This window comes from Nocardia sp. NPDC003183 (assembly GCF_053590715.1).
The window spans coordinates 177,418-197,618 of the sequence record NZ_JBSFTG010000007.1 but is presented as its reverse complement, the minus strand read 5'-3'; the positions used below and the strand labels follow the sequence as shown (position 1 = coordinate 197,618).

Here is a 20,201-nt window from a genome sequence, read left to right as displayed (position 1 = left end):
TGCGACAGAATTGGACTTGTGACTACGCCCCGCGATCCATCCGGTCCTGACCGTGGTCGCCGGGACGGTACTGCCGCCGACCCACACCCCGGCTACGGGCAGTACCCGCCGCGCGCACCGCGCAAGGTCTTCCCCCGGCCCGAACGGCCGCTGCCCGCCGAGCCGCCGACGGTCCGGTCGAAAAGCCTGTTCCGACGCCACCGCCCCGTCGACCCGGCCGCCCCGACCGCGCCCGTGCCGAACGCGGCGCCCGCCGGACGCACACCGGACGACTACCCGAAGCGGCGTCCGCCCTTCGACGATCGGGGCCGACCGGCCGCACCACGCGCCGAGCATCCGCACGACGGGCCGCCGGTCGACGATCGGGGCCGACCCCCGGCACCCCGCGACGAGCAAGGACGCTCCGACCTCCCCGGGGACGACACCGGCCCGGCGGGTACCCGTCCCTTTCCTCGCGACGAAGGCGTCGACGACCAGGTCAACCAGCGCGTCCCCCGGAAACTCACCGTCACCCGCGTAGCCGCCATGCGCAGCCGCGAACTCACCGAACGCGGCATCGCCACCTTCCAGCGCGCCGCCAAGGCCGACGGCGCCGACCAGTCCGGCCTGACCGCGCTCACCTACGCCACCATGGCGAACTTCGCGCTCGACGCCGCGATCGCGGTCGCCCTGGCCAACACCCTGTTCTTCGCCAGCGCCACCGCCGAATCCAAAACCAAGGTGGCCCTGTACCTGCTGATCACCATCGCGCCGTTCGCGCTGATCGCGCCGCTGATCGGCCCGCTGCTCGACCGGCTGCAACGCGGACGCAGGCTCGCGCTGGCGACGACCTTCGGCCTGCGCGCGGGCTTCGCGCTGCTGTTGATCTTCAACATCGACACCTGGGGCCTGTATCCGCTGGCCCTGTGCATGATGGTCGGCTCGAAATCCTTCGCCGTGCTCAAGAGCGCGGTGACGCCACGCGTGCTCCCACCGGATATCGACCTGGTGCGTACCAATTCCCGGCTGACCGTGTTCGGCCTGGTCGGCGGCACCATCGGCGCGGGCGCCCTGGCCGCGCTCACCGCCCTGATCGCGGGTTCCACCGGCGCGTTGATCTTCGCCACCGGCATCGCCGTCGCGGGGGTGCTCCTCAGCTTGCGTATTCCGCGCTGGGTCGAGGTGACCGAGGGAGAGGTCCCCGCGACGCTGACCTACCACGGCCCCGACGCGCACACCGAGGTCATCCACCGCGGCGAGCAGTCCGCGGTACCGCCGCGCAAACGGCGTCAGCCGCTGGGCCGCGCCGTGGTGACCGGCCTGTGGGGCAACAGCTCGATTCGCGTGCTCACCGGCTTCCTCACCTTCTACATCGCCTTCGTCGCCAAGGGATCGGGCGGCAGTCCCAGCGAACAGGCTGCGATGCTCGGCCTGGTCGGCGCCGCGGCGGCCATCGGCAATTTCGGCGGCAACGCGACCGGCGCCCGGCTGCAATTGGGCAGGCCGTCGCCGGTGGTGCTCGGCTGCACCGGCGCGTGCGCGGTGGTCGCGCTGTTCGCCGCGTTCACCGGGAATCTGTTCGGCGCCGCCGTAGCCGCACTGGTGGCCTCCGCGGCCAGCGCGCTCGCGAAGGTCTCCCTCGATGCCGCCATCCAGGACGATCTCCCGCCGGAATCGATCGCGTCCGGGTTCGGGCGCTCGGAGACCGTGCTGCAACTGAGCTGGGTCGTCGGCGGGGCGGCCGGCGTGCTGATGCCGATCGAATACTGGAAGGGTTTCGCCCTGATCAGCGTGATCCTGCTGGCCGGACTGCTCCAGACGTTCGTCAGCTATACCGGGCACTCGCTGCTGCCGGGTCTGGGCGGCAATCGCCCCCAGCACGTCGAGCAGGAAGTGCCCAACACCCATCCGAGAGGGACAGGAGACCCCACCTGGTGAGCAAGCTCAACGCTCGAACGATCGTCGCGCTGGTCGCGGCCGGACTGTTCGCGGTCGTCGCGGTGACCGCGGTGTGGGTGGGGGTGGCGGTATCGAAGGCGCCCGCGCACACCCCGCAGCTCACCGCGTACGCGCACGGCACGACCATCACTGTCGACCCGTTCATGTACTGCACGGTGCGGATGGAGAATTGCCGGTACGGCGAGACCACGCCGCTGGAGGTCCCCGCCGGTGAACCCGTACAGCTCTCGCTGCCCGACGCGGTCGCCGAATCGCCCTGGCTCATCCAGCTGATCTACCAGCGCCCCAGCGGCGAGCAGCTGGACCGGGTGCTCAGCTTCGCCGACTACCCGGACCGTGCCAGGGCACTCACCATCGAGTCGAAGCCGGAACCGGACCTGCGCCTGATCGGCATCGAAGTGCAGCTGCCGATCCTGGCCCGTGACATCGCCACCGGGCAGGAAAGCTATATCCCGCACGCCGCCTGGTCGATCGTCACTCCCGAGCCCGAACCTCGCGAGTCCTGAGCCCGAAACGGAACCGGCCCCGAACGACATTCGTTCGGGGCCGGTTTCGCGAAACCGTCAGTGATCGAGTTCGCGAGCCACGGCCCGCACGACCTCGGAAATACGCTGGGACATCTTGCGATCCGGGTACTTGCCCCGCCGCAGATCCGGCTGCACGGTGCTCTCCAGCAGCGTGATCATGTCCTCGACCAAGCCGTGCAGTTCGTCGGGCGACTTGCGCGGCCCGGCGTCCTTGCGCGCGGGCGCCTGCCCACGGTCACGATCGCGGGCGACGGTCGGCGGCGCCTCGAGCACCGTCACGCTGAGCGCCTGCGGCCCGCGGCGACCGGCGGCCATGCCGAATTCGACACGCTGTCCGGGCTTGAGTCCCTCGACGCCCTCGGGCAGCGCGGACGAGCGGACATAGACGTCCTCGCCCTCGTCTTGAGACAGGAAGCCGAAGCCCTTCTCGACGTCGTACCACTTCACCCGGCCGGTCGGCACTGCGCTCACCCGTTCATCATTCGGCACCCGAACCCTTGTGGCCCGGGTTACACAATCTTGCTTGTCGCGAAAAGAACGCGCCCCCCAACAAGGCGGGACGCGATGTGCTGCGAGTCTACCCCGGTGGCTATATCGCGAGCACATCAGTTTTACGGTTCATCGGTGACGAATTCACCAGATCCGGCCTCGCCCGGTCCGCGACGCTCCGGCGATCGCCTGCTGCACGTGGCCCTCGTCCTGTTCGGTACCGGAATTCTGGCGGTGATCGCGATCTTCGTGACGCCGATCGTGTCCGACAGTGATCCGGGGCTGTGGCTCTACGGCCTGGCGATGCTCGCACCCGTCGGCTTCCTGCTCGCGCTGGTTTTCGCGTTGTGGTCGGGCCGACGCGCGCGTTGACGCGTCAACCGAATACCCCACCGAATATCATCCAGCCAAACATGTGACCTTCGTCACATAACGGCGCGGTCACGAAGTGAGCGCACAGCTGTCGCGCACATTCGGCACCGCGACTACCTGCGCGGACACATCAGGGATCACCCTGAGACGACCCCGAGACCCACCGGGACCCGCCGGTTACCAAATAGTGACATTCGCCGCTGACCGTCGTACCGTTTCTCTCAGCCGGGGTAACCCCCGGAACCACCGGCCCGCCGCACCGAACCTCACCCCGCGGGTACCGGACCCCGATTGGAAACAAGGGATGAGGGCGGACCGGGAGACCTCTCAGTCCGGGCCACATGCAGGTGCGAACGAGAGGAAGAAACCCGATATGAGTGGACGCCACCGCAAGCCGACTTCCACCGGGCGCACTGCTGCCAAGGTCGCCGTCACCGGCGCGATCTTCGGCACCGCAGCCGCTGCCCTCGCAGGAAACGCCAGCGCGGCCCCTGACTCCGACTGGGATCGCCTCGCACAGTGTGAAGCCGGCGGCAACTGGGGTATCAACACCGGCAACGGTTTCCAGGGTGGGCTGCAGTTCTCGCCCTCCACCTGGACCGCACACGGCGGTGGCGAGTACGCCGCCTCCGCCAACCAGGCCACCCGCGAACAGCAGATCGTGGTCGCCGAAAAGGTTCTCGCTTCCCAGGGTTGGGGCGCTTGGCCCTCCTGCTCCTCGCAGCTGGGTCTGAGCAGCGGACCGTCCGAGCGTGTCGCTCCCTCGGCGCCGAGCTGGGCTCCTCAGGTCACCGTGCCGCAGGTCCAGGATCCGAGCCAGGAAGTGTTCTCGGCCGTCGACCGCGCACTCACCGTCGTGCAGCAGCAGGGCATCGCCGTGCCGCAGCAGGCTCTCGACTTCGTCAACTCCGCCAAGGGTTCTCAGCTGGACCCGGCCGTGATCGACTTCTTCCAGGCGAACAAGGGTCTGCTGCCCTCCTGATCGCCCGCATACACAACAAGAGCCCGCATCCTCGAGGATGCGGGCTCTTGTCTTTCTCGTCCGAATTACACCCGGTTGATGGTGGTCTGGGGGTGTACGTACGGCAGCGTCGCGGCCGGGACGGGAAACTCGGTGTCCTCACCGAAAGGCGAGAGATTACCGGCGCGGGTCGACGACAGTTCGGTCACGGCGTGCTCGCCGTCGGCCACCTCGGGCCAGCCGTTGTCGACGTAGGGTTTCTTCGATTTGTTCACCACCGGCTCATTCTGGCATACCCAACCACGTAGGCTCGATCGGTGATCGCGACAGACTCTCTCGCCGATTGGCTCGGTGCGCGCACCGATGCCCAGCTGGTGAAATTGCTGCAGTTGCGGCCCGACCTGGCGGTACCACTGCCCGCGTCGATGTCGGTGCTCGCCGTGCGCGCTCAGCAGCGCGCATCGGTGTTGCGTGCCGCCGACGATCTGGACACCCTCGAGTTCGCGATCATCGAGGCGCTGACGGCCAACGAGGACGCCCGCACGATCGGCGCCGAACTCACGCCGCTGACTCGCACCACCCTGCACGCGCAGCTCAAGGATCGCGTCACCAAGACCGCGCTCACCGCCGCGCTGACCCGCCTGCTCGACCGCGCCCTCGTGTGGCAGATCGGCGACGACCTCGACCTCACACCCAGCGCCGCCGAAGCCCTGCCCTGGCCGCTGGGCGCGACGACAGCGCTGCCCGACGCGCTCACCGAGCCCGAGGTAGCGGCCGCGCTGGCTACGGCGAGCCCGCCCGAACGCGCGCTGCTGGACAAACTCGCCACCACCGGCCCCCGCGGTCGCACCAGGGACGCCGCACCCGGCACCGATCCTGCCCGGCCCGTGCCGCGCCTGCTCGCCGCCCGGCTGCTGCACCGGATCGACGACGAGACCGTGGAGTTGCCCGTCACCGTGGGCCAGATTCTGCGCGGCGAACCCGTCACCGACCCGCACGCGCTCGCCCCACCCAAACCCACGCTCGTCAAGAACGCCGCCACCGAGGTGAACGCCGTCGGCGCGGGTGAGGTCGGCGAACTGCTGCGCGATGCGGGCGACCTCATCGACGCGCTCGGCGCGCTGCCCGCCCCCGCCCTGCGCGCGGGCGGACTCGGCGTGCGCGAACTGCGCAGGCTGGCCAAGCAGACCGGCATCGACGAACAACGCACCGGCCTGCTGCTCGAATTGCTGGCCGCCGCGAAACTCGTCGAGAAGGGCCTGCCCGAACCGACCCCCGACCTCGACTCCACCGACGACTTCTGGGCCCCGACGCCCGCCGCGGATTCGTGGCTCGACGCCCCGCCCGCGACCCGCTGGGTGACACTCGCGCAGGCGTGGCTGGAGCTGGATCGGATGCCGTGGATGATCGGCCTGCGCGACGCCGCCGACAAGCCGATCGCGGCCCTGTCCGCGGAGCTGCGCGTGCCCCATGCGGTGCGCGATCGTGCGGCGATCCTCGGCCTGCTCGCCGAGTACCCGACCGGCACCGCGGTGACTCCCGCCGACATCGGCAAACTGCTGGCTTGGCGAATGCCACGCCGGCGCAGGCATTTCCGCCTCGATGCCGTCACCGCGACCCTCGCCGAGGCGGCAGTCGTCGGCCTGCTCGGCCGTGGCGCCCTCGACTCGGCGGGCCGGGCCCTGCTGCACGGTTCTGTCGCCGACGCCGAATCGGAAATGGCCGCGGCGCTGCCGAAACCGGTCGACCACGTCCTGGTCCAGGCCGACCTCACGGTGATCGCCCCCGGTCCGCTGGTACCGGAACTGCGCGCCAAGATCGCCTTGGTCGCCGATGTCGAATCAGCGGGCGCCGCAACCGTGTACCGGGTCAGCGACGCCACGGTCCGCCGCGCGCTCGACGCCGGCCTCACCGCCGCCGAACTGCACGCGTTGTTCGCCACCCACTCCCGCACTCCCGTGCCGCAGTCGCTGACCTATCTCATCGACGACGTCGCGCGTCGCCACGGCCAGCTCAGGGTGGGCATGGCCCAGTCGTTCCTGCGCAGCGACGATCCGGCGCTGCTGGCCCAGGTCCTCGCCGCGCCCGTGGCCGAAACCCTGGCGCTGCGCGCTATCGCCCCCACCGTGGCGATTGCCCTGGCGCCCCTGGCCGAGATGCTCGACCAGCTCCGCAAGGCGGGCTTCGCCCCGGCGGGCGAGGATTCCGGCGGCACCATCGTCGACCTGCGTCCCCGCGGCGCGCGGATTTCGGTCCGCCCGCTGGCCCGCAGGCCTTACCGCCCGACCCCGCCGAACGACGACCAGCTCGCCCAGCTGGTCACCGAACTCCGCGCGGGCGAACGCGCCGCGGGCGCTCGCACCGGTCGCTCGGTGCGCACCGACGGCACCCGCACCGGCACCGCGGCCACCCTCGCGCTGCTCCAGCTGGCGGCGAGGGTCGGCCGACCGGTGAACATCGGCTACGTGGACGCCCAGGGCGTGGCCACCCAGCGGGTGGTCGAGCCGCTGCGGGTAGGCAACGGCCAACTGGACGCGGTGGACCCGGTGAGCGGGGCGACCCGCCATTTCACCCTCCACCGCATCGCGTCGGTGGCCCTGCTCGATTAGGGCTTGGCCAGGCAGAAGGTCGTCTTCGGGTCGGGAACCGTCCGGAACTGCGTGGCGTCCGCGCCACACAGCAGTTCGTCGGTCTGCCCGTCGATCCGCTTGACCACCTTGAACGAAGCCTCGGCCGCCGTACAGTCGACCGACTCCGCGGGCCGCTTCCCCGCCTCCGCGTAGCAGCTGCCCTCGGCGAAATTCGGCGCCAGGCACAGCGTGCTCTTCGCGTCCCCGACCGTGCCGTTGAACGCGGCGTTGTCGGCGGCGCAGTCCGCCCCGACCTTCACGATCCGGTAGTTCGACTTCGCCGACGAGCAGTCGCCGACCGTCGCCTTCATCGCGTCGGCAGCGTTGTCACTGACCTCCACGCACGACCCCACCGCGACAGCACCGGCCGACGACGAATCATCGGAGGAGCACGAAACCACCGCTCCGACCAGGGCCATCGCGGCCACCGGCCCGAGCACGATCCGCGCCAACAGCCGCTTCTCCGGGAAAATCACTGAAAACCTCACTCACCGAACGGTTCAGGGTGAACACAACCGCCGGTGACGATACCCAAGTGCCCCGCGCCCGCGCTCCCCCGTGGCGCAACCTGTCTACCATCACAAAGATGACCCTCGACGACGTCGCAGGCGAGCTGTACACCCTCGACCCCGGCGACTTCGTGTCGACCCGCGCCGAACGCGCCGCCCAGGCCCGCGCCGACGGCGACCGCGACCTGGCCGAGGCCATCACCGCCCTGCGCAAACCCACGGTCGCGGCCTGGACGGTCAACCTGCTGGCCCGGCACGCACCGCAGGAGATCGCCGCCCTGCTCGATCTGGGCGACGCCCTGCGGTCGGCCCAGCGTCAGCTCTCCGGCGACAAGCTGCGCGCCCTGGGCACCCAGCGTCAACAGGTCGTGAACGCGATGACCAAGCGCGCCGCCGAACTGGCCGCCGAGCACGATCGCCCGGCGAGTGAGCAGGTGCTGCGCGAGGTCGGTCAAACCCTCACCGCGGCGCTGGCCGACCCCGATGTCGCCGATCTGGTTCGCGCCGGAGTGCTGCCCACCACGGTCACCTATGACGGCTTCGGCCCGGCCGGTCTGGTCGCGATCACCGGCGGCAAGGCCACCCCCAAGCGTGCGAGCAAACCCCGCTCGGCCCCGAAGGACACCGAAGCCGAGCGTCGCGCGCAGGCCCAGCAGGAACTCGACGACGCCGAATCCGGCCTGGCAGCCGCCCGCACCGATCGCGAGGAGGCCGAAGCCGCTGCCACGCAGGCGAAGTCCGACCTCGACGAGATCGAAACCCGCATCGCCGAACTCCGCGCCGAACTCGAGCACGCGGAGCAGCAACGCCACTTCGCCCACACCGCCGAACATCGAGCGCGCGGCGAATTCACTGCCGCGCGTAGTCAATTCGATCGCATGCAGCGCTGGGTCGAGCGCGCCCGCGCTCGGCTCACCGACGACTAGGGGTGCAGGGTGCCCGGGTAGAGGAACGCGTCGCGCGGCGGTCTCGTCCCGTCCAGCCATTCGGCCAGGAACTCGCCCAGCGGCATCGAGGTCCGGCTCTGCAGGAACTCCCGGAACTCCGGCATCGAGGCATGGCCGTCGCGATGCGCGTTCACGAAATCCTTGATCGCGGCGAAGAACACGTCCTCACCGAGCAACTTGCGAAGGGCGTGCAGGAACAGCGGCCCGCGATAGTAGACGGACGTGAATTCGTCGCCCGCGCCCGGCGCGGCCAGCGCGATCTTCCAGAACTTGGGATCGTCGAGGTGTTGCGCGATGGTCTCGCGATACTCGGTGTCCACATCGGCATGGTCGATCCGCTCCGGCCACAGGTAGTCGGCGGTGTAGCTGGCGAAGCATTCGTTGAGACAGATGTCGGACCAGTGCCGCACCGACATGGTGTCGCCCCACCACTGATGGGCCAGCTCGTGCACCACGGTGTTCAGATCGGTCCACGGCGCGTAGGTCGGCCGGGTCTGGGTCTCCAGCGAGAACGGCAGCTCGGTATCCACATAGATCCCCCCGGCCACATCGAACGGGTATGGACCGTAAAGACTTTCGAGGAAGTCGAGGATTTCGGGCAGCCGCTGCTCGTCTTCGCGATTGCCGTCGGATTCCGGCGCGAACGCGCTCAGCACCGCGGTGCCGTTCGCGCGCCGCTGTTCGAGGAAGCTGAAATGGTCCACCGCGACCGTGGTCAGATAGCCGATCGTGGGCTGTCGTGTCTCCCACGTGGTGTGCAACCGACCGTCGCGCACCACGTGCTCGGTGCGGTCGCCGATCGACATGACCTCCCAGTCGGCGGGCACCGTGGCGTGCAGCGTGAAGGTCGCCTTGTCCAAGGGGGTGTCGTTGAGCGGGTACCAGGTGCTCGCGCTGTGCGGCTCGCCGACGGCGAACGCACCACCGTTGGGCGCGTGCGTCCACCCTTCGCCCTCGGTGTCGGCGGCCGCGCCGGCATAGTCGACGATGACCCGCATCGGCAGACCCGGCGGCAGCGGTAGCAGTGGCGTGACCACGAGCTCGTGCTCACCGTCGTGCGCGAACCCCGCGGGCTGACCGTTGACGGTCACCATCAGCACCTCGGGTCCGCTGTAGTCGAGGTTGAACTGTGCCAGCGGCTGGGTGACGCGGCCGTCGATGCGGGCCGTGCCGCGCAGATGGTGGGCACCGGGTTCGTAGTCGATCGACACGTCGTAGTGGGTGACGTCGTAGCCGCCGTTCCCGTCGAGCGGATAGTACGGATCACCCAGTCCCGGAGCCCCGATCAGGGCCGAATCCGCCGCTACCGGCGGAACTCCCAGCGCCACCAGCGCGAACACCACACACAACCCGGCCGACCAGCGCATGTCGCGGACACCTTTCGTCGACCGGATCGCACGAACCGAACCATCGTCGCAGGTGCGCGGCTAGCCCAGGTCGGAGGGCAGGTGCTGTGGGTCGAGCAGCAGGCGCTTGGTCGCGGTGCGTTTCACCCGCGATGCCAGCGCCAGGTTCTGTGTGAGCAGCCGCCATTCGACCTCGTTGATGGCGTCGCACGCCCGCTCGATCACCGCGTCGTCGCGCGTGCCCCAGGCGATCGGCATGGCGGTGACCAGCTGCCAGCGTTCGCCGACCTGACGCGGAGCACGGTCGGTGCGCACCGCGACGGCGGGCACCCGTTCACCCGGCCGCGGCGCGTGTCCGGGCAGCGTGCGCACCTTGCGGGTGATCAGGGCCCAACTGCGCTCCGGCGCAGCGGGTTCGGCGATATCGACCAGGGCGAGCAACACGATGGCGCCCGGTTCGGCATCGCTGACGACGGCGGGGACGAGCACACCGTCGTGGTAGAGCTTTTCGATGCTGGAGCGATGCGGCGTCCACAACGCCACCCACAGCGCGATGCCCGCGATGAGCACGCACACCACCGCGAGCAGAAATCCCCACGCCTGTCCGCTCCACACCAGCGCCACCGTGGCCGCGACGGCGAGACCGGCGACCAGCAGGGCCACCAGGCGCAACCTGCGTAATCCGGTGAACGTCTCGTTCACCGCATGAGCGTGTTCACGGTCGACCACGAATTCGAAGCGGCGCACGCCTTCCTTCCTAGCACAAGTTGCGGAGGAATTGCCTCCACTTATCTGCCGAGGGGATCACACACCGCACGCTACCCCCCTTTGACCTGGCGAACAGTGCTACACGCCGTCCCCGATCGGCGGGCCGAGCAGGTCGTCGGCGTCGACGATGCGGTAGGCATAGCCCTGCTCGGCCAGGAAGCGCTGCCGGTGCGCGGCGTATTCGGCGTCGAGCGTGTCGCGCGCGACCACCGAATAGAAATGCGCCTGTCCCCCATCCTGTTTCGGCCGCAACAGCCGGCCGAGGCGCTGAGCCTCTTCCTGCCGGGAACCGAAGGTGCCCGAAACCTGCACCGCCACCGAGGCTTCCGGCAGATCGATGGAGAAGTTGGCGACCTTGCTCACCACCAGCACGGGGATCTCACCGGAGCGGAAGGCGTCGAACAGCGCCTCGCGTTCCCTGTTCTTGGTGGCGCCGGTGATGACCGGGGCGTTCAGGTCGACGCCCAGCTCGTCGAGCTGATCCAGGTAGGCGCCGATCACCAGGGTCGGCGCACCCTGGTGCCGGGCCAGGATGGACTCGACCACCGGGATCTTGGTGCGCGCGGTGGAACACAGCTTGTAGCGTTCCTCGGGCTCGGCGGTGGCGTAGGCCATCCGCTCCGCGTCGGTGAGCGTCACCCGCACCTCGACGCAGTCGGCCGGTGCGATCCAGCCCTGCGCCTCGATGTCCTTCCACGGCGCGTCGTAGCGCTTCGGGCCGATCAGCGAGAACACATCGCCCTCGCGACCGTCCTCACGCACGAGCGTGGCGGTGAGACCGAGCCTGCGGCGCGACTGGAGGTCGGCGGTCATCCGGAAGACAGGCGCGGGCAGCAGGTGCACCTCGTCGTAGATCACCAGGCCCCAGTCGCGGCTGTCGAACAGCTCGAGGTGCTTGTACTCGCCTTTCGACTTGCGCGTGATGACCTGATAGGTGGCGATGGTGACCGGACGGATCTCCTTGCGCTCGCCGGAGTATTCGCCGATCTCCTCCTCGGTGAGCGTGGTCCGCGCCAGCAGCTCGCGCCGCCACTGCCTGCCCGCCACGGTATTGGTGACCAGGATCAGCGTCGTCGCCTTGGCTTTGGCCATCGCGGCCGCGCCGACCATCGTCTTGCCCGCGCCGCACGGCAGCACGACCACGCCGGAACCGCCCGCCCAGAACGAATCGGCGGCCATCTCCTGGTAGTCGCGCAGGTGCCATTTGCCCTCGGTGTAGTCGAGGCCGATGTCGTGCGCCTCGCCGTCCACATAACCGGCCAGGTCCTCCGCGGGCCAGCCGATCTTCAACAGCATCTGCTTGATGTGGCCGCGCTCGGACGGGTGCACGATCACGGTATCGTCGTCGATGCGGGCGCCGAGCATGGGTGCGATCTTCTTGTGCCGCAGCACTTCCGCGAGCACCGCACGATCCAGGCTGACCAGGCACAACCCGTGCGCGGGATGTTTGACCAGCTGCAACCGGCCGTAGCGGCCCATCGTGTCGACGATGTCGACCAGCAGCGGCTGGGGCACGGCGTACCGCGAGAAGTTCACCAGCGCGTCGACGACCTGCTCGGCATCGTGGCCCGCCGCGCGAGCGTTCCAGAGCGCCAGCGGCGTGATCCGGTAGGTGTGCACATGCTCGGGGGCGCGTTCCAGCTCCGCGAACGGCGCGATGGCTTGCCGGGCGTTACCTGCCAGCTCGTGGTCGACCTCGAGCAGCAGAGTCTTGTCACTTTGCACGATCAGCGGACCGTCGGTCACTGGACTCCTTTGCGGCCGGGGCCGCGGGTTCGGGGCGCCTGTAACCCCTCGATTCAGCACTCGAGACTCGCGCCTGCGGCGCATGCGCTTCGAGCGCTGATCGAGGGGGCGGCCCCGAACGGGCTCGTAAGACTCGCCCTGTGCGGGGTTGCGTTCGGCCTTGATGCTCTGAGTTGGTGTGCCGTGCCCTGATGGGCGGCTCGTTCGATTGTACGGACCCGGTCCGACATGGTCGGTACGGCGATTGCGCGCGAGCGGTGAGACGGGTCCAGCAGGTGCCGACTGGACCGCGACACAGCATCGCTGACCGGGGCAAACTCGGTGCATGCTTCAGACAACGGCGGTTCTCGGGGTCGCGGCGGCGGCGCTCGGCATGGTGCTGACGCCGGGACCGAACATGATGTATCTGGTCTCGCGCACCGTCGCGCAGGGTCGCCGGGCGGGGATGATCTCGCTGATGGGGGTCGCGGCGGGCTTCGGTGTGTACCTGATGGCGGCCGCGGCGGGGATCACGGCGGTGTTCGCTGTTGTTCCCGGGTTGTATCTGGCGGTGAAGCTGGCAGGAGCGGCGTATCTGCTGTGGCTGGCCTGGCAGGCGATCCGGCCGGGTGGGGTGTCGGTGTTCGCGCCCGCCGACCTGCCGCACGACCCCGCACGGCGCCTGTTCACGATGGGATTGGCCACCAACCTGCTCAATCCGAAGATCGCGATCATGTACATGGCGCTGATCCCCCAGTTCGTCGACCCCGCTCGCGGCGCCCTCTGGTTGCAGAGCCTGTCGCTGGGCGCCATCCAGATCACGGTCGCCCTCACGGTCAACGCCATGATCGTGCTCGGTGCCGCGGGCCTGGCCACCTTCCTCACCGCCCGCCCGCTCTGGCTGCGCACCCAGCGCTACCTCATGGGCACCGCTCTCGGCACCATCGCCGTCCTGCTCGCCACCGACAAGGCCCGCCCCACCCCCGCCTGAGGTGCGTGCCGCCGCCGCATCCCCACGCGAAATCGGATCGCCACCAGCGGGTGGGCCGGTCGCCGTCGCCGCGCGCCTGCGTGTCACGCTGCTTCGGAGCAGCGAGGCGGAAGGATTGCGTGGTGAGCGTTGGTGTGCTGGTGGCGGCGTTGGCCGGGCCTTCGGTCAGCGAGCTGGACTCGGCCGTGAACGCGGTGCATCGGGGCGGCGAGATGATGGGGGTGATCTCCTTCGCCGCGTCGGGTGCGCTGGTCGCGGTGCGCAAGCGACTCGATCTGTTCGGGATGGTGGTGCTGGCGTGTGCGACCGCGCTCGGCGGCGGCATCGTGCGTGACCTGCTGATCGGGCGAACTCCCCCGGCCGCGTTCACCGACCTGACCTATCTGTCCGCGTCGATAGTCACCGCGCTGGTCCTGTACTTCATCGCGCCCTCGCGCCGGCTCACCAAGGGACCGCTCGAGATCGCCGACGCGATCGGGCTCGGGCTGTTCTGCGTCACCGGGACCGTGATCGCCGACTCGGCCGGGCTCGGCGCCCCCACCGCCGCCCTGCTCGGCATGACGACCGCCATCGGTGGCGGCGTGATCCGCGATGTGCTCAGTGGCGAGGTGCCCACCGTCCTACGCCCGGACCAGGACCTCTACGCGATTCCGGCCCTGTTCGGCGCGGCCGCGACCGCCGCGCTGCTCTCGTTCGACCTGTACCGAGCCTGGACCGGGCTCCTCGCCGCAGCGGCGGCGGTGGGGTTCCGGCTGCTGGCCCGGCGCTATCAGTGGCACGCACCGCTGGCCCGCCACGCGCGCGACTGACCCGTCCCGTCGGCCGGTCGTTTCCCGGTGGAGCGGCTCATCGACGGCACCGGGTCAGGGCACCGTGGTGTCGGCGCGGAGCCGGCGGATGCCTTCGTCGATCGTCTCGTCGCGCTTGCTGAAGGTGAAGCGCACCAGGTGTTTCCAGTCCGCGGGGCGATCGGCGAAGACGCTCACCGGCACGGCGGCGACGCCGAGCCGGGCCGGGAGTTCGCGGCAGAACGCCAGTCCATCGTCGGCGCCGAGCGCTCGGATGTCGGCGCAGACGAAGTAGCCGCCGTCGCTGGCCGAGACCGTGAAACCGGTGTCGCGCAACGCCCGCGAAAGCCGCGTTCGCTTGTCCGCCAACCCGGCACGCTGGGCGAGCACCCAGTCCGATTCCTCGTTGATCGCGTACGCGACGGCGGGCTGGAACGGCCCGCCGCCGACGAAGGTGAGGAACTGTTTGGCCGCGAGCACACCGTCGAGCAGCGGCGCGGGCGCGCACGCCCACCCGATCTTCCACCCCGTGACATTGAACGTCTTCGCCGCGCTGGACACCACCACCGTCCGCTCACGCATCCCGGGCAGCGTGGAGATGCTGATGTGCTCGGTGCCGTCGTAGACGAGGTGCTCGTACACCTCGTCGGCCAGCACGAGCAGATCGTGCTCGACAGCCAACTCGGCGATCGCGGTGAGGTCGGCGCGGTCGAGCACGGCGCCGGTGGGATTGTGCGGCGAATTGATCATCAACATGCGGGTTTTCGAGGTGAGCGCGGCCCGCAGACTGTCCAGGTCGAGCACGAATCGGTCACCGTCGGGCACCAGGCGAGCTGTTCGTCGCCGCGCGCCCGCGAGCGCGATCGCGGCGGCGTAGGAGTCGTAGTACGGCTCGATCAGCACCACCTCTTGATCGGGCTCGACCAGACCGAGCACGGCGGCGCTGATCGCCTCGGTCGCGCCGACGGTCACCAGAATTTCGGTGGCCGGGTCGTAGGCGGTGCCGTATCGGCGGGCGCGGTCGTCGGCGATCGCCTGCCGCAACACCGGCATCCCGCGGCCGGGCGGGTACTGATTCAGGCCGTCGGCGATGGCCGCGCGCGCCACCTCGAGCATGCCGGCGGGTCCGTCGGTATCGGGAAAGCCCTGGCCCAGATTCACCGCGTCGTGGCGGACGGCCAGTTCGGTCATCTCGGCGAAGATGGTCGATCCGAAGGGGCGCAGGCGGGCGACGGTGGGCGGCACAGGCGGCATCTCCGCAGCGTATCCCACTATTCGGCGACGTTGCCCAGCGATAGCGAACACGTATGTTTCACAAACGTTTTCCCGCTTTGACCTGCGCTATTGTGCGTTTCCCCAACCTCAGCTAGCCTCGCCGTGTTCTACCTCACACACCACTGCGTGGTGGTATATCGAAAGGGGCTCGCATGGCCTCACCTCTGCTCGACTTCATCCTGCAACCGGCTGCGTCGGAGGTAGCCGGTTCGGCGTGGCAATTCATCCACGATCACCTCGTCGCCAGTCCGATCGTCGATTGGTTCACCGGTTCGGCGACGCCGGACAACAACATGGGTTCCTCGACGGGGGACTTCAACCTCGGATCGTCGACCGGCGATCACAACTGGGGCTCCACCTACCCGTAGAACGTCCGCGATGCGCGCTGGTCCGCATCGCTACACCGATCAGCTCAGCGCTGTGAAGTGAACCGCTGACCTCGCAGGGCCTCGACGGTGCTGTGGGGTCAGCGGAGGCGGGCGCCCGACAGTTTCGCCACGTTGGCGAAATCGTAAGTCGCCCAGATCTTTCCGTCTCGCACTGCGAAGGCGAGGACGCGCACGGGTCGTCCGAACGGCGAGTTCGGGTCGGTGATCACCAGCCCCGATTGCCCGTTCACCGTGGCGGCGCCCAATTCCAGCCCGGATTCTTCCTGATGCCTGCGCCAGAGGCCCAGCGCCAGTCGGGCGACCTTCTCCTGTCCGGCAACGATATTCAGTGCGGTCTTGGTGGTGCCGCCCGCGTCGGCGGTGAATGTCGTGTCCGGATGCAGCGTGGCGGCTACAGCGGCGACATCACCGGTGGCCAGTGCGGCGAGGAACCGCCGCACCGCCTGATCGTGCACATCGTCGGCGACCGGTTCCGGCGCTCTGGCCACCGCCCGGCGCGCGCGGACCGCCAATTGTCTTGCGGCATCGGCGGAGACGCCGAGGATCTCGGCGATCTCGTCGAAGGGCACCGACAATCCCTCGTGGAGCACCAGCGCCACCCGCTGCTGCGGCGTCAACGCGTCGAGCACCACCATCGCCGCCATCCGGCTGTCCTGATCGCGCACCACCACGTCCAGGGGATCGGGTGTGCGCGACGACGAGGCCGCCGAGACGATCGGTTCCGGAAGCCACTGCCCCACGTAGGTTTCGCGGCGCACGGCGGCGCTTCGCAAGTGGTCGAGGCAGATTCGGCTGACCACGGTCGTCAGCCAGGCGCGCAGATCGTCGATCTCGGACTGGTGCACGCCGGCCATCCGCAGCCAGCTCTCCTGCACCGCGTCCTCGGCATCGCCGACACTTCCGGTGAGCCGGTAGGCGACCGAAAGCAAGTGCGGTCGATGCGATTCGAACAGGTCGGCGAGAAACGGGGAAACCATCGAGTCAGATCCTACGGAGTACCCACTCGCGCTCCGCCCCACGGGTCGGCGCCGGTGATTTCGCACACGATTTCCCCGGTGGGAAGTTCGTGCCCGGCTTCATCGCGCGCGTCGCACCTGCCGGTGAGGTGCGGCGGGTCGCCGACCGGCTCGGCGCGGGCGGGCCGTGAAAATCCGGCGAGATTCTCGGCGTCGACTGTCAGGATGGCCGGATGTACGAGCACACGCTCACCGACGGAACCGTCTGGCTCACCCGCCCGACCGGGGCCGATATCGACCGCATCGTCGAGTGCTGTCAGGACCCTGATGTGCAGCGCTGGACCACGGTCCCCGTCCCGTATCACCGCTGCGATACCGAGGAATTCCTCGACCGGGTCGTGGCCCCCGGCTGGGCGGACAACGCGCCGGTCTGGGCGATCCGCACCGCCGAGGACGGCCGGGTCGAGGGCATGGTCGGCCTGCATACGCGCGGGCCCGGCACCTGTGAGATCGGCTTCTGGCTCACCCCAGCGCACCGTGGCCGCGGGCTGATGTCGCGGACGATCAACCTGGTCTGCGACTTCGGTTTCGACGCCGACGGTCTCGCCCTCGACCGGATCACGTGGCGCGCGATCGTGGGCAACGTCGCCTCGGCCGCCGCCGTCCGCCGCAACGGCTTCCACTACGAGGGGATGGCTCGATCGGGCGGGGTGCAGCGCGGAGCGCGGGTCGACGAATGGGTCGCGGCGCGCCTGCCCACCGACCCCGCCGTGCCGGTCGACGGGTGGCCCACCGAGGCCGGTGCCGACGGCCGATAACGCGCGGTTCGACCGGTTCGCCGACACCCCGCCCACCGCGCAACTCACCGAACGCCGCCGGCTACCAACCGCACGAGCCCTGTGGTGAACGATCAGTTCGGGCGGTCGGTGGCTCGGCGAGCCGTTCCCCGGTGAGCGGAGATCGTGGTGGGGTCTTCGGGCCAGGCGTGTTTGGGGTAGCGGCCGCGAAGGTCGGCGCGGACCTGTGGCCAGCCGTTTTTCCAGAAGGAGGCCAGATCGGCGGTGACGGCGACGGGGCGCTGAGCTGGGGACAGCAGGTGCAGCAGGATGGGGGCTCGGCCGTCGGCGAGGGTGGGCGGGTCGGTCCAGCCGAAGATCTCCTGGACCTTGACCGCGAGGATCGGCTGATCCGCGGAGTAGTCGACGCGAACGCGGCTGCCGGAGGGGACTTCCAGGCGTTCGGGGGCCAGTTCGTCCAGGCGGGTGGCGGCGGGCCACGGGAGCAGGCGACGCAGCGCGGTGCCCGCGTCGAGGCGGGCGAGGTCGGCACGGCGGCGGGCGGTGGACAATTCGGGGCCGAGCCAGACATCGAGGTCGGCGAGGAGTGCGCCGTCGTCGACGGCGGGCCACGGCGCGCCGAGCGTGCGATGCAGGAAACCGAGACGCTGACGCAGACTGCGCGCGTCCTCGCTCCAGCGCAGCAGGCCCAATCCTTCGGCCTGAATCCCCTGCCGCACAGCCTGTTCCACCAGCGCCTGCTCGGGCTGACGTATTGGCTTCTCCGACAGGACGATCGCGCCCAATCGCTCCACCCGCCGGGCCACCACATCACCGCCGTCCCACCGCACCTCATCGGCCACGACCACCAACCCCGGCGCGGCTTCCCGAGCGAGATCCTCATCGGCGACGGCCGCCAGCCGGATTCGGCCTTCGGCCCGCCCGGGATCACGATCGGCCACCGCCACCGCCAGCCACTCCGCCGCTGCCAGCCCCGACCCCGGCGGCAGCGTCACCGCGGTACCGCCCGCCATGAGAAAGATGGACGACCCGCTCGCCCGCCGTCGAGCCAACCGCTCCGGCTGCGCCAGCGCGATCAACAGCGCCGCGACCTCCGTTCCGGAGTCACCATCACCCGGTCGATCGGCCACCGAGCCCGAGTTCGATACCTCTGACGAGGCATCGACCCGCGCCCCGCCGGAGCTCGACCCCGCGCGCCGAGATGCCCCACGCGAGCCGTCAGCCTGTGTGCCGCCGGCAAGCGGTTGGCGGGTCTCGTCGCCGGATGACGTGTTCGTGACGAGTCGAGTCAGGCGCTGAACTTCGCGGGTCCAGCGGGGTGGGCGTCCCCTGCGGAGGGTACGCAGGGCTGCCGCCGCGTCGGCGGTGTCGGCGAGGGAGTCGTCGTCCATCAGCACGACCATTTCCGCGGCGGCTCTCGCACCGACTCGGGCGGCGCCGTCGAGGAGCGCGCGGGCGAGGCGGGGGTGAAGGCCGAGCTCGGCCATGGCCTTGCCGCGCGCAGTGATGTGGTCGGCATCATCGAGGGCGCCGAGGGCGCGCAGGACGGCGCGGGCAGCCGCGAGGCCACCTTCGGGCGGGGCGTCCCACCAGGCGAGGCCGGCGCCGTCGGGGGTGCCCCAGCAGGCCAATTCCAGTGCGAGACGGGTGAGTTCAGCGGTCCGGATCTCGGGTTCGGGATAGGCGGGCAGGGTTTGGTGTTCGTATTCGGGCCAGCAACGCCACGCGTGGCCGGGCGCTTCGCGGCCGGCGCGGCCCGCGCGCTGCTCGGCCACGGCAGCCGAGACACGCACTGTCGCAAGACCGGAAAGGCCGCGCCGGTGATCGACACGGGAGACGCGGGACAGGCCCGAATCGACGACAGCGCGCACGCCGGGAACGGTGAGGCTGGATTCGGCTACGGCAGTGGACAAGACGACTCGCCGCCGCGATCCCGGCCGGAGCGCGAGGTCCTGGGCCGCACCCGCGAGTCTGCCGTGCAGCGGGACTACGTCGACCCCGTCGAGCTCGCGCAAGAGCCCTGCCGTGCGGTTGATCTCGCCGACACCGGGCAGGAAGACGAGCACATCACCGTCGATGGTGGCCAGCGCCGTGCGGGTAGCCCGCGCGACCTGCGCTTCGATCCGCTCGCGGGGCAGGGCGGGCAGGTAGTCCACCTCGACCGGATAGGTCCGCCCGTGTACTTCCAGAACCGGGGCACGCGAATCTCCGGGCCCGGGCTCCCCCGTGCCGAGCAGCTGTGCCAGACGATCCGCGGCCACTGTCGCCGACGTTGCCAGCACCCGCAGATCCGGTCGCAACCCCGACCGCGCGTCGAGCAGCAGCGCCAACAGCAGATCGGCGTCCAGATGCCGCTCGTGACATTCGTCGAGCACCACCGTGGCGACCCCCACCAACTCCGGGTCGCTCTGCAACCGTCGCACCAACAACCCCGAGGTCACCACTTCGATCCGCGTCCGCGCGCCGACCTTCCGATCCCCGCGGACCGCGTACCCGACGGTCTCGCCCACCCGCTCCCCCAACAATGCCGCCATCCGCGCCGCGGCCGCCCGTGCCGCCAACCGTCGCGGCTCGGCCACCACGATCTTCCCCGCCGACCCGGCCGCCAGCGCCAACGGCACCAATGTGGTCTTGCCCGTGCCGGGCGGCGCGACCAGCACCGCGACACCGCGCTCGGCCAGCGTCGACGTGATCCGGTCCAGCGCCGGTCGCACCGGAAGGTCAGGCAGTTCGGGAAGCTTCATCACCGACCAGTCTGCCGGAAAGGTATTTCCCGATCCGCGATCGCTGGTT

The 20,201-nt window shown here is 69.7% G+C and carries 19 protein-coding genes; 10 read left to right on the top strand and 9 right to left on the bottom strand.

Features of this window, described 5'->3' with window-relative positions:
* Window positions 1-18: 18 nt before the first annotated feature.
* Together ACWDXS_RS22105 and ACWDXS_RS22100 are read left to right on the top strand one after the other, a co-directional pair.
* On the top strand, window positions 19-1,917 hold the full coding sequence (locus ACWDXS_RS22105; RefSeq protein WP_449968218.1) for an MFS transporter: 1,899 nt from the start codon (window positions 19-21) through the stop codon (window positions 1,915-1,917).
* Complete coding sequence (locus ACWDXS_RS22100; RefSeq protein ID WP_378990510.1) at window positions 1,914-2,444, top strand: DUF2771 domain-containing protein; 531 nt, start codon at window positions 1,914-1,916, stop codon at window positions 2,442-2,444. Before ACWDXS_RS22105 ends, ACWDXS_RS22100 begins: the two co-directional genes overlap by 4 nt.
* A gap of 57 nt (window positions 2,445-2,501) precedes the next feature.
* Here ACWDXS_RS22100 and ACWDXS_RS22095 read toward each other — a convergent pair whose 3' ends face one another.
* Window positions 2,502-2,927, bottom strand: coding sequence for a cold-shock protein (locus tag ACWDXS_RS22095; protein WP_358071059.1), 426 nt, complete (start codon window positions 2,925-2,927; stop codon window positions 2,502-2,504).
* A 162-nt stretch (window positions 2,928-3,089) separates the two neighbouring features.
* Between ACWDXS_RS22095 and ACWDXS_RS22090 the strand changes: the two genes are divergently transcribed.
* Both ACWDXS_RS22090 and ACWDXS_RS22085 read left to right on the top strand, forming a co-directional pair.
* Window positions 3,090-3,326: a hypothetical protein gene (locus tag ACWDXS_RS22090; protein WP_378990511.1), complete on the top strand. Its 237-nt coding sequence runs from the start codon at window positions 3,090-3,092 to the stop codon at window positions 3,324-3,326.
* Between the two features lie 373 nt (window positions 3,327-3,699).
* A complete protein-coding gene (locus ACWDXS_RS22085) occupies window positions 3,700-4,308 on the top strand; it encodes a transglycosylase family protein (RefSeq protein WP_378708683.1) in 609 nt (202 codons plus the stop codon).
* 65 nt (window positions 4,309-4,373) lie between these two features.
* Here ACWDXS_RS22085 and ACWDXS_RS22080 read toward each other — a convergent pair whose 3' ends face one another.
* Window positions 4,374-4,565 (bottom strand): hypothetical protein, encoded by a 192-nt coding sequence (locus tag ACWDXS_RS22080; RefSeq protein WP_056818634.1) that lies wholly within the window; start codon window positions 4,563-4,565, stop codon window positions 4,374-4,376.
* A gap of 39 nt (window positions 4,566-4,604) precedes the next feature.
* Here ACWDXS_RS22080 and ACWDXS_RS22075 point away from each other — a divergent pair, with 39 nt between their 5' ends.
* On the top strand, window positions 4,605-6,896 hold the full coding sequence (locus tag ACWDXS_RS22075; protein WP_378990512.1) for a helicase-associated domain-containing protein: 2,292 nt from the start codon (window positions 4,605-4,607) through the stop codon (window positions 6,894-6,896).
* Here ACWDXS_RS22075 and ACWDXS_RS22070 read toward each other — a convergent pair.
* The gene (locus tag ACWDXS_RS22070) at window positions 6,893-7,405 is read right to left on the bottom strand and encodes an LppU/SCO3897 family protein (protein WP_378990514.1); all 513 of its coding nucleotides are present in this window, start codon (window positions 7,403-7,405) and stop codon (window positions 6,893-6,895) included. The two genes, ACWDXS_RS22075 and ACWDXS_RS22070, sit on opposite strands and share 4 nt — an antisense overlap.
* Window positions 7,406-7,503: 98 nt before the next feature.
* On the opposite strand from ACWDXS_RS22070, the gene ACWDXS_RS22065 reads away from it, so the two are divergent.
* On the top strand, window positions 7,504-8,352 hold the full coding sequence (locus ACWDXS_RS22065) for a hypothetical protein (RefSeq protein ID WP_449968212.1): 849 nt from the start codon (window positions 7,504-7,506) through the stop codon (window positions 8,350-8,352).
* Here ACWDXS_RS22065 and ACWDXS_RS22060 read toward each other — a convergent pair.
* The 3 genes from ACWDXS_RS22060 to ACWDXS_RS22050 all read right to left on the bottom strand — a co-directional run bounded on the left by ACWDXS_RS22060 (window position 8,349) and on the right by ACWDXS_RS22050 (window position 12,233).
* Window positions 8,349-9,740, bottom strand: a complete 1,392-nt coding sequence (locus tag ACWDXS_RS22060) for a M1 family metallopeptidase (protein WP_387446388.1) — start codon at window positions 9,738-9,740, stop codon at window positions 8,349-8,351. The two genes, ACWDXS_RS22065 and ACWDXS_RS22060, sit on opposite strands and share 4 nt — an antisense overlap.
* Window positions 9,741-9,800: 60 nt before the next feature.
* Window positions 9,801-10,466, bottom strand: coding sequence for a DUF3239 domain-containing protein (locus ACWDXS_RS22055; RefSeq protein ID WP_378990516.1), 666 nt, complete (start codon window positions 10,464-10,466; stop codon window positions 9,801-9,803).
* Between the two features lie 99 nt (window positions 10,467-10,565).
* Complete coding sequence (locus tag ACWDXS_RS22050; protein ID WP_378990517.1) at window positions 10,566-12,233, bottom strand: DNA repair helicase XPB; 1,668 nt, start codon at window positions 12,231-12,233, stop codon at window positions 10,566-10,568.
* 325 nt (window positions 12,234-12,558) lie between these two features.
* On the opposite strand from ACWDXS_RS22050, the gene ACWDXS_RS22045 reads away from it, so the two are divergent.
* Both ACWDXS_RS22045 and ACWDXS_RS22040 read left to right on the top strand, forming a co-directional pair.
* Entirely contained in the window at window positions 12,559-13,203 is a 645-nt protein-coding gene (locus ACWDXS_RS22045; protein WP_378657931.1) for a LysE family translocator, read from the top strand.
* 212 nt (window positions 13,204-13,415) lie between these two features.
* A complete protein-coding gene (locus tag ACWDXS_RS22040) occupies window positions 13,416-14,012 on the top strand; it encodes a trimeric intracellular cation channel family protein (protein ID WP_379315316.1) in 597 nt (198 codons plus the stop codon).
* 54 nt (window positions 14,013-14,066) lie between these two features.
* Here the strand turns inward: ACWDXS_RS22040 and ACWDXS_RS22035 are convergent, their stop codons facing one another.
* Window positions 14,067-15,245, bottom strand: a complete 1,179-nt coding sequence (locus tag ACWDXS_RS22035; protein WP_449968205.1) for a pyridoxal phosphate-dependent aminotransferase — start codon at window positions 15,243-15,245, stop codon at window positions 14,067-14,069.
* Window positions 15,246-15,418: 173 nt separating this feature from the next.
* On the opposite strand from ACWDXS_RS22035, the gene ACWDXS_RS22030 reads away from it, so the two are divergent.
* Complete coding sequence (locus ACWDXS_RS22030) at window positions 15,419-15,634, top strand: hypothetical protein (RefSeq protein WP_378990522.1); 216 nt, start codon at window positions 15,419-15,421, stop codon at window positions 15,632-15,634.
* Window positions 15,635-15,732: 98 nt separating this feature from the next.
* On the opposite strand, the gene sigJ is transcribed toward ACWDXS_RS22030, so the two are convergent.
* Window positions 15,733-16,632 carry an RNA polymerase sigma factor SigJ gene (gene sigJ, locus ACWDXS_RS22025; protein ID WP_449968202.1) on the bottom strand — a complete coding sequence of 300 codons (900 nt, stop codon included), beginning with the start codon at window positions 16,630-16,632 and terminating at the stop codon, window positions 15,733-15,735.
* Window positions 16,633-16,844: 212 nt separating this feature from the next.
* Here sigJ and ACWDXS_RS22020 point away from each other — a divergent pair, with 212 nt between their 5' ends.
* On the top strand, window positions 16,845-17,429 hold the full coding sequence (locus tag ACWDXS_RS22020; RefSeq protein ID WP_378990525.1) for a GNAT family N-acetyltransferase: 585 nt from the start codon (window positions 16,845-16,847) through the stop codon (window positions 17,427-17,429).
* Between the two features lie 92 nt (window positions 17,430-17,521).
* On the opposite strand, the gene ACWDXS_RS22015 is transcribed toward ACWDXS_RS22020, so the two are convergent.
* On the bottom strand, window positions 17,522-20,152 hold the full coding sequence (locus tag ACWDXS_RS22015; protein WP_449968199.1) for an ATP-dependent RNA helicase: 2,631 nt from the start codon (window positions 20,150-20,152) through the stop codon (window positions 17,522-17,524).
* Window positions 20,153-20,201: the final 49 nt, after the last annotated feature.

What these genes read in the sequence shown, in the direction of transcription:
- ACWDXS_RS22040 (WP_379315316.1), top strand. Translation starts at nt 13,416, where the DNA reads ATGATGGGGGTGATCTCCTTCGCCGCGTCGGGTGCGCTGGTCGCGGTG.
- ACWDXS_RS22030 (WP_378990522.1), top strand. Translation starts at nt 15,419, where the DNA reads ATGGCCTCACCTCTGCTCGACTTCATCCTGCAACCGGCTGCGTCGGAG.
- ACWDXS_RS22020 (WP_378990525.1), top strand. Translation starts at nt 16,845, where the DNA reads ATGTACGAGCACACGCTCACCGACGGAACCGTCTGGCTCACCCGCCCG.
- ACWDXS_RS22065 (WP_449968212.1), top strand. Translation starts at nt 7,504, where the DNA reads ATGACCCTCGACGACGTCGCAGGCGAGCTGTACACCCTCGACCCCGGC.
- ACWDXS_RS22035 (WP_449968205.1), bottom strand. Translation starts at nt 15,245, where the DNA reads ATGCCGCCTGTGCCGCCCACCGTCGCCCGCCTGCGCCCCTTCGGATCG.
- sigJ (WP_449968202.1), bottom strand. Translation starts at nt 16,632, where the DNA reads ATGGTTTCCCCGTTTCTCGCCGACCTGTTCGAATCGCATCGACCGCAC.
- ACWDXS_RS22015 (WP_449968199.1), bottom strand. Translation starts at nt 20,152, where the DNA reads ATGAAGCTTCCCGAACTGCCTGACCTTCCGGTGCGACCGGCGCTGGAC.
- ACWDXS_RS22060 (WP_387446388.1), bottom strand. Translation starts at nt 9,740, where the DNA reads ATGCGCTGGTCGGCCGGGTTGTGTGTGGTGTTCGCGCTGGTGGCGCTG.
- ACWDXS_RS22085 (WP_378708683.1), top strand. Translation starts at nt 3,700, where the DNA reads ATGAGTGGACGCCACCGCAAGCCGACTTCCACCGGGCGCACTGCTGCC.
- ACWDXS_RS22045 (WP_378657931.1), top strand. Translation starts at nt 12,559, where the DNA reads ATGCTTCAGACAACGGCGGTTCTCGGGGTCGCGGCGGCGGCGCTCGGC.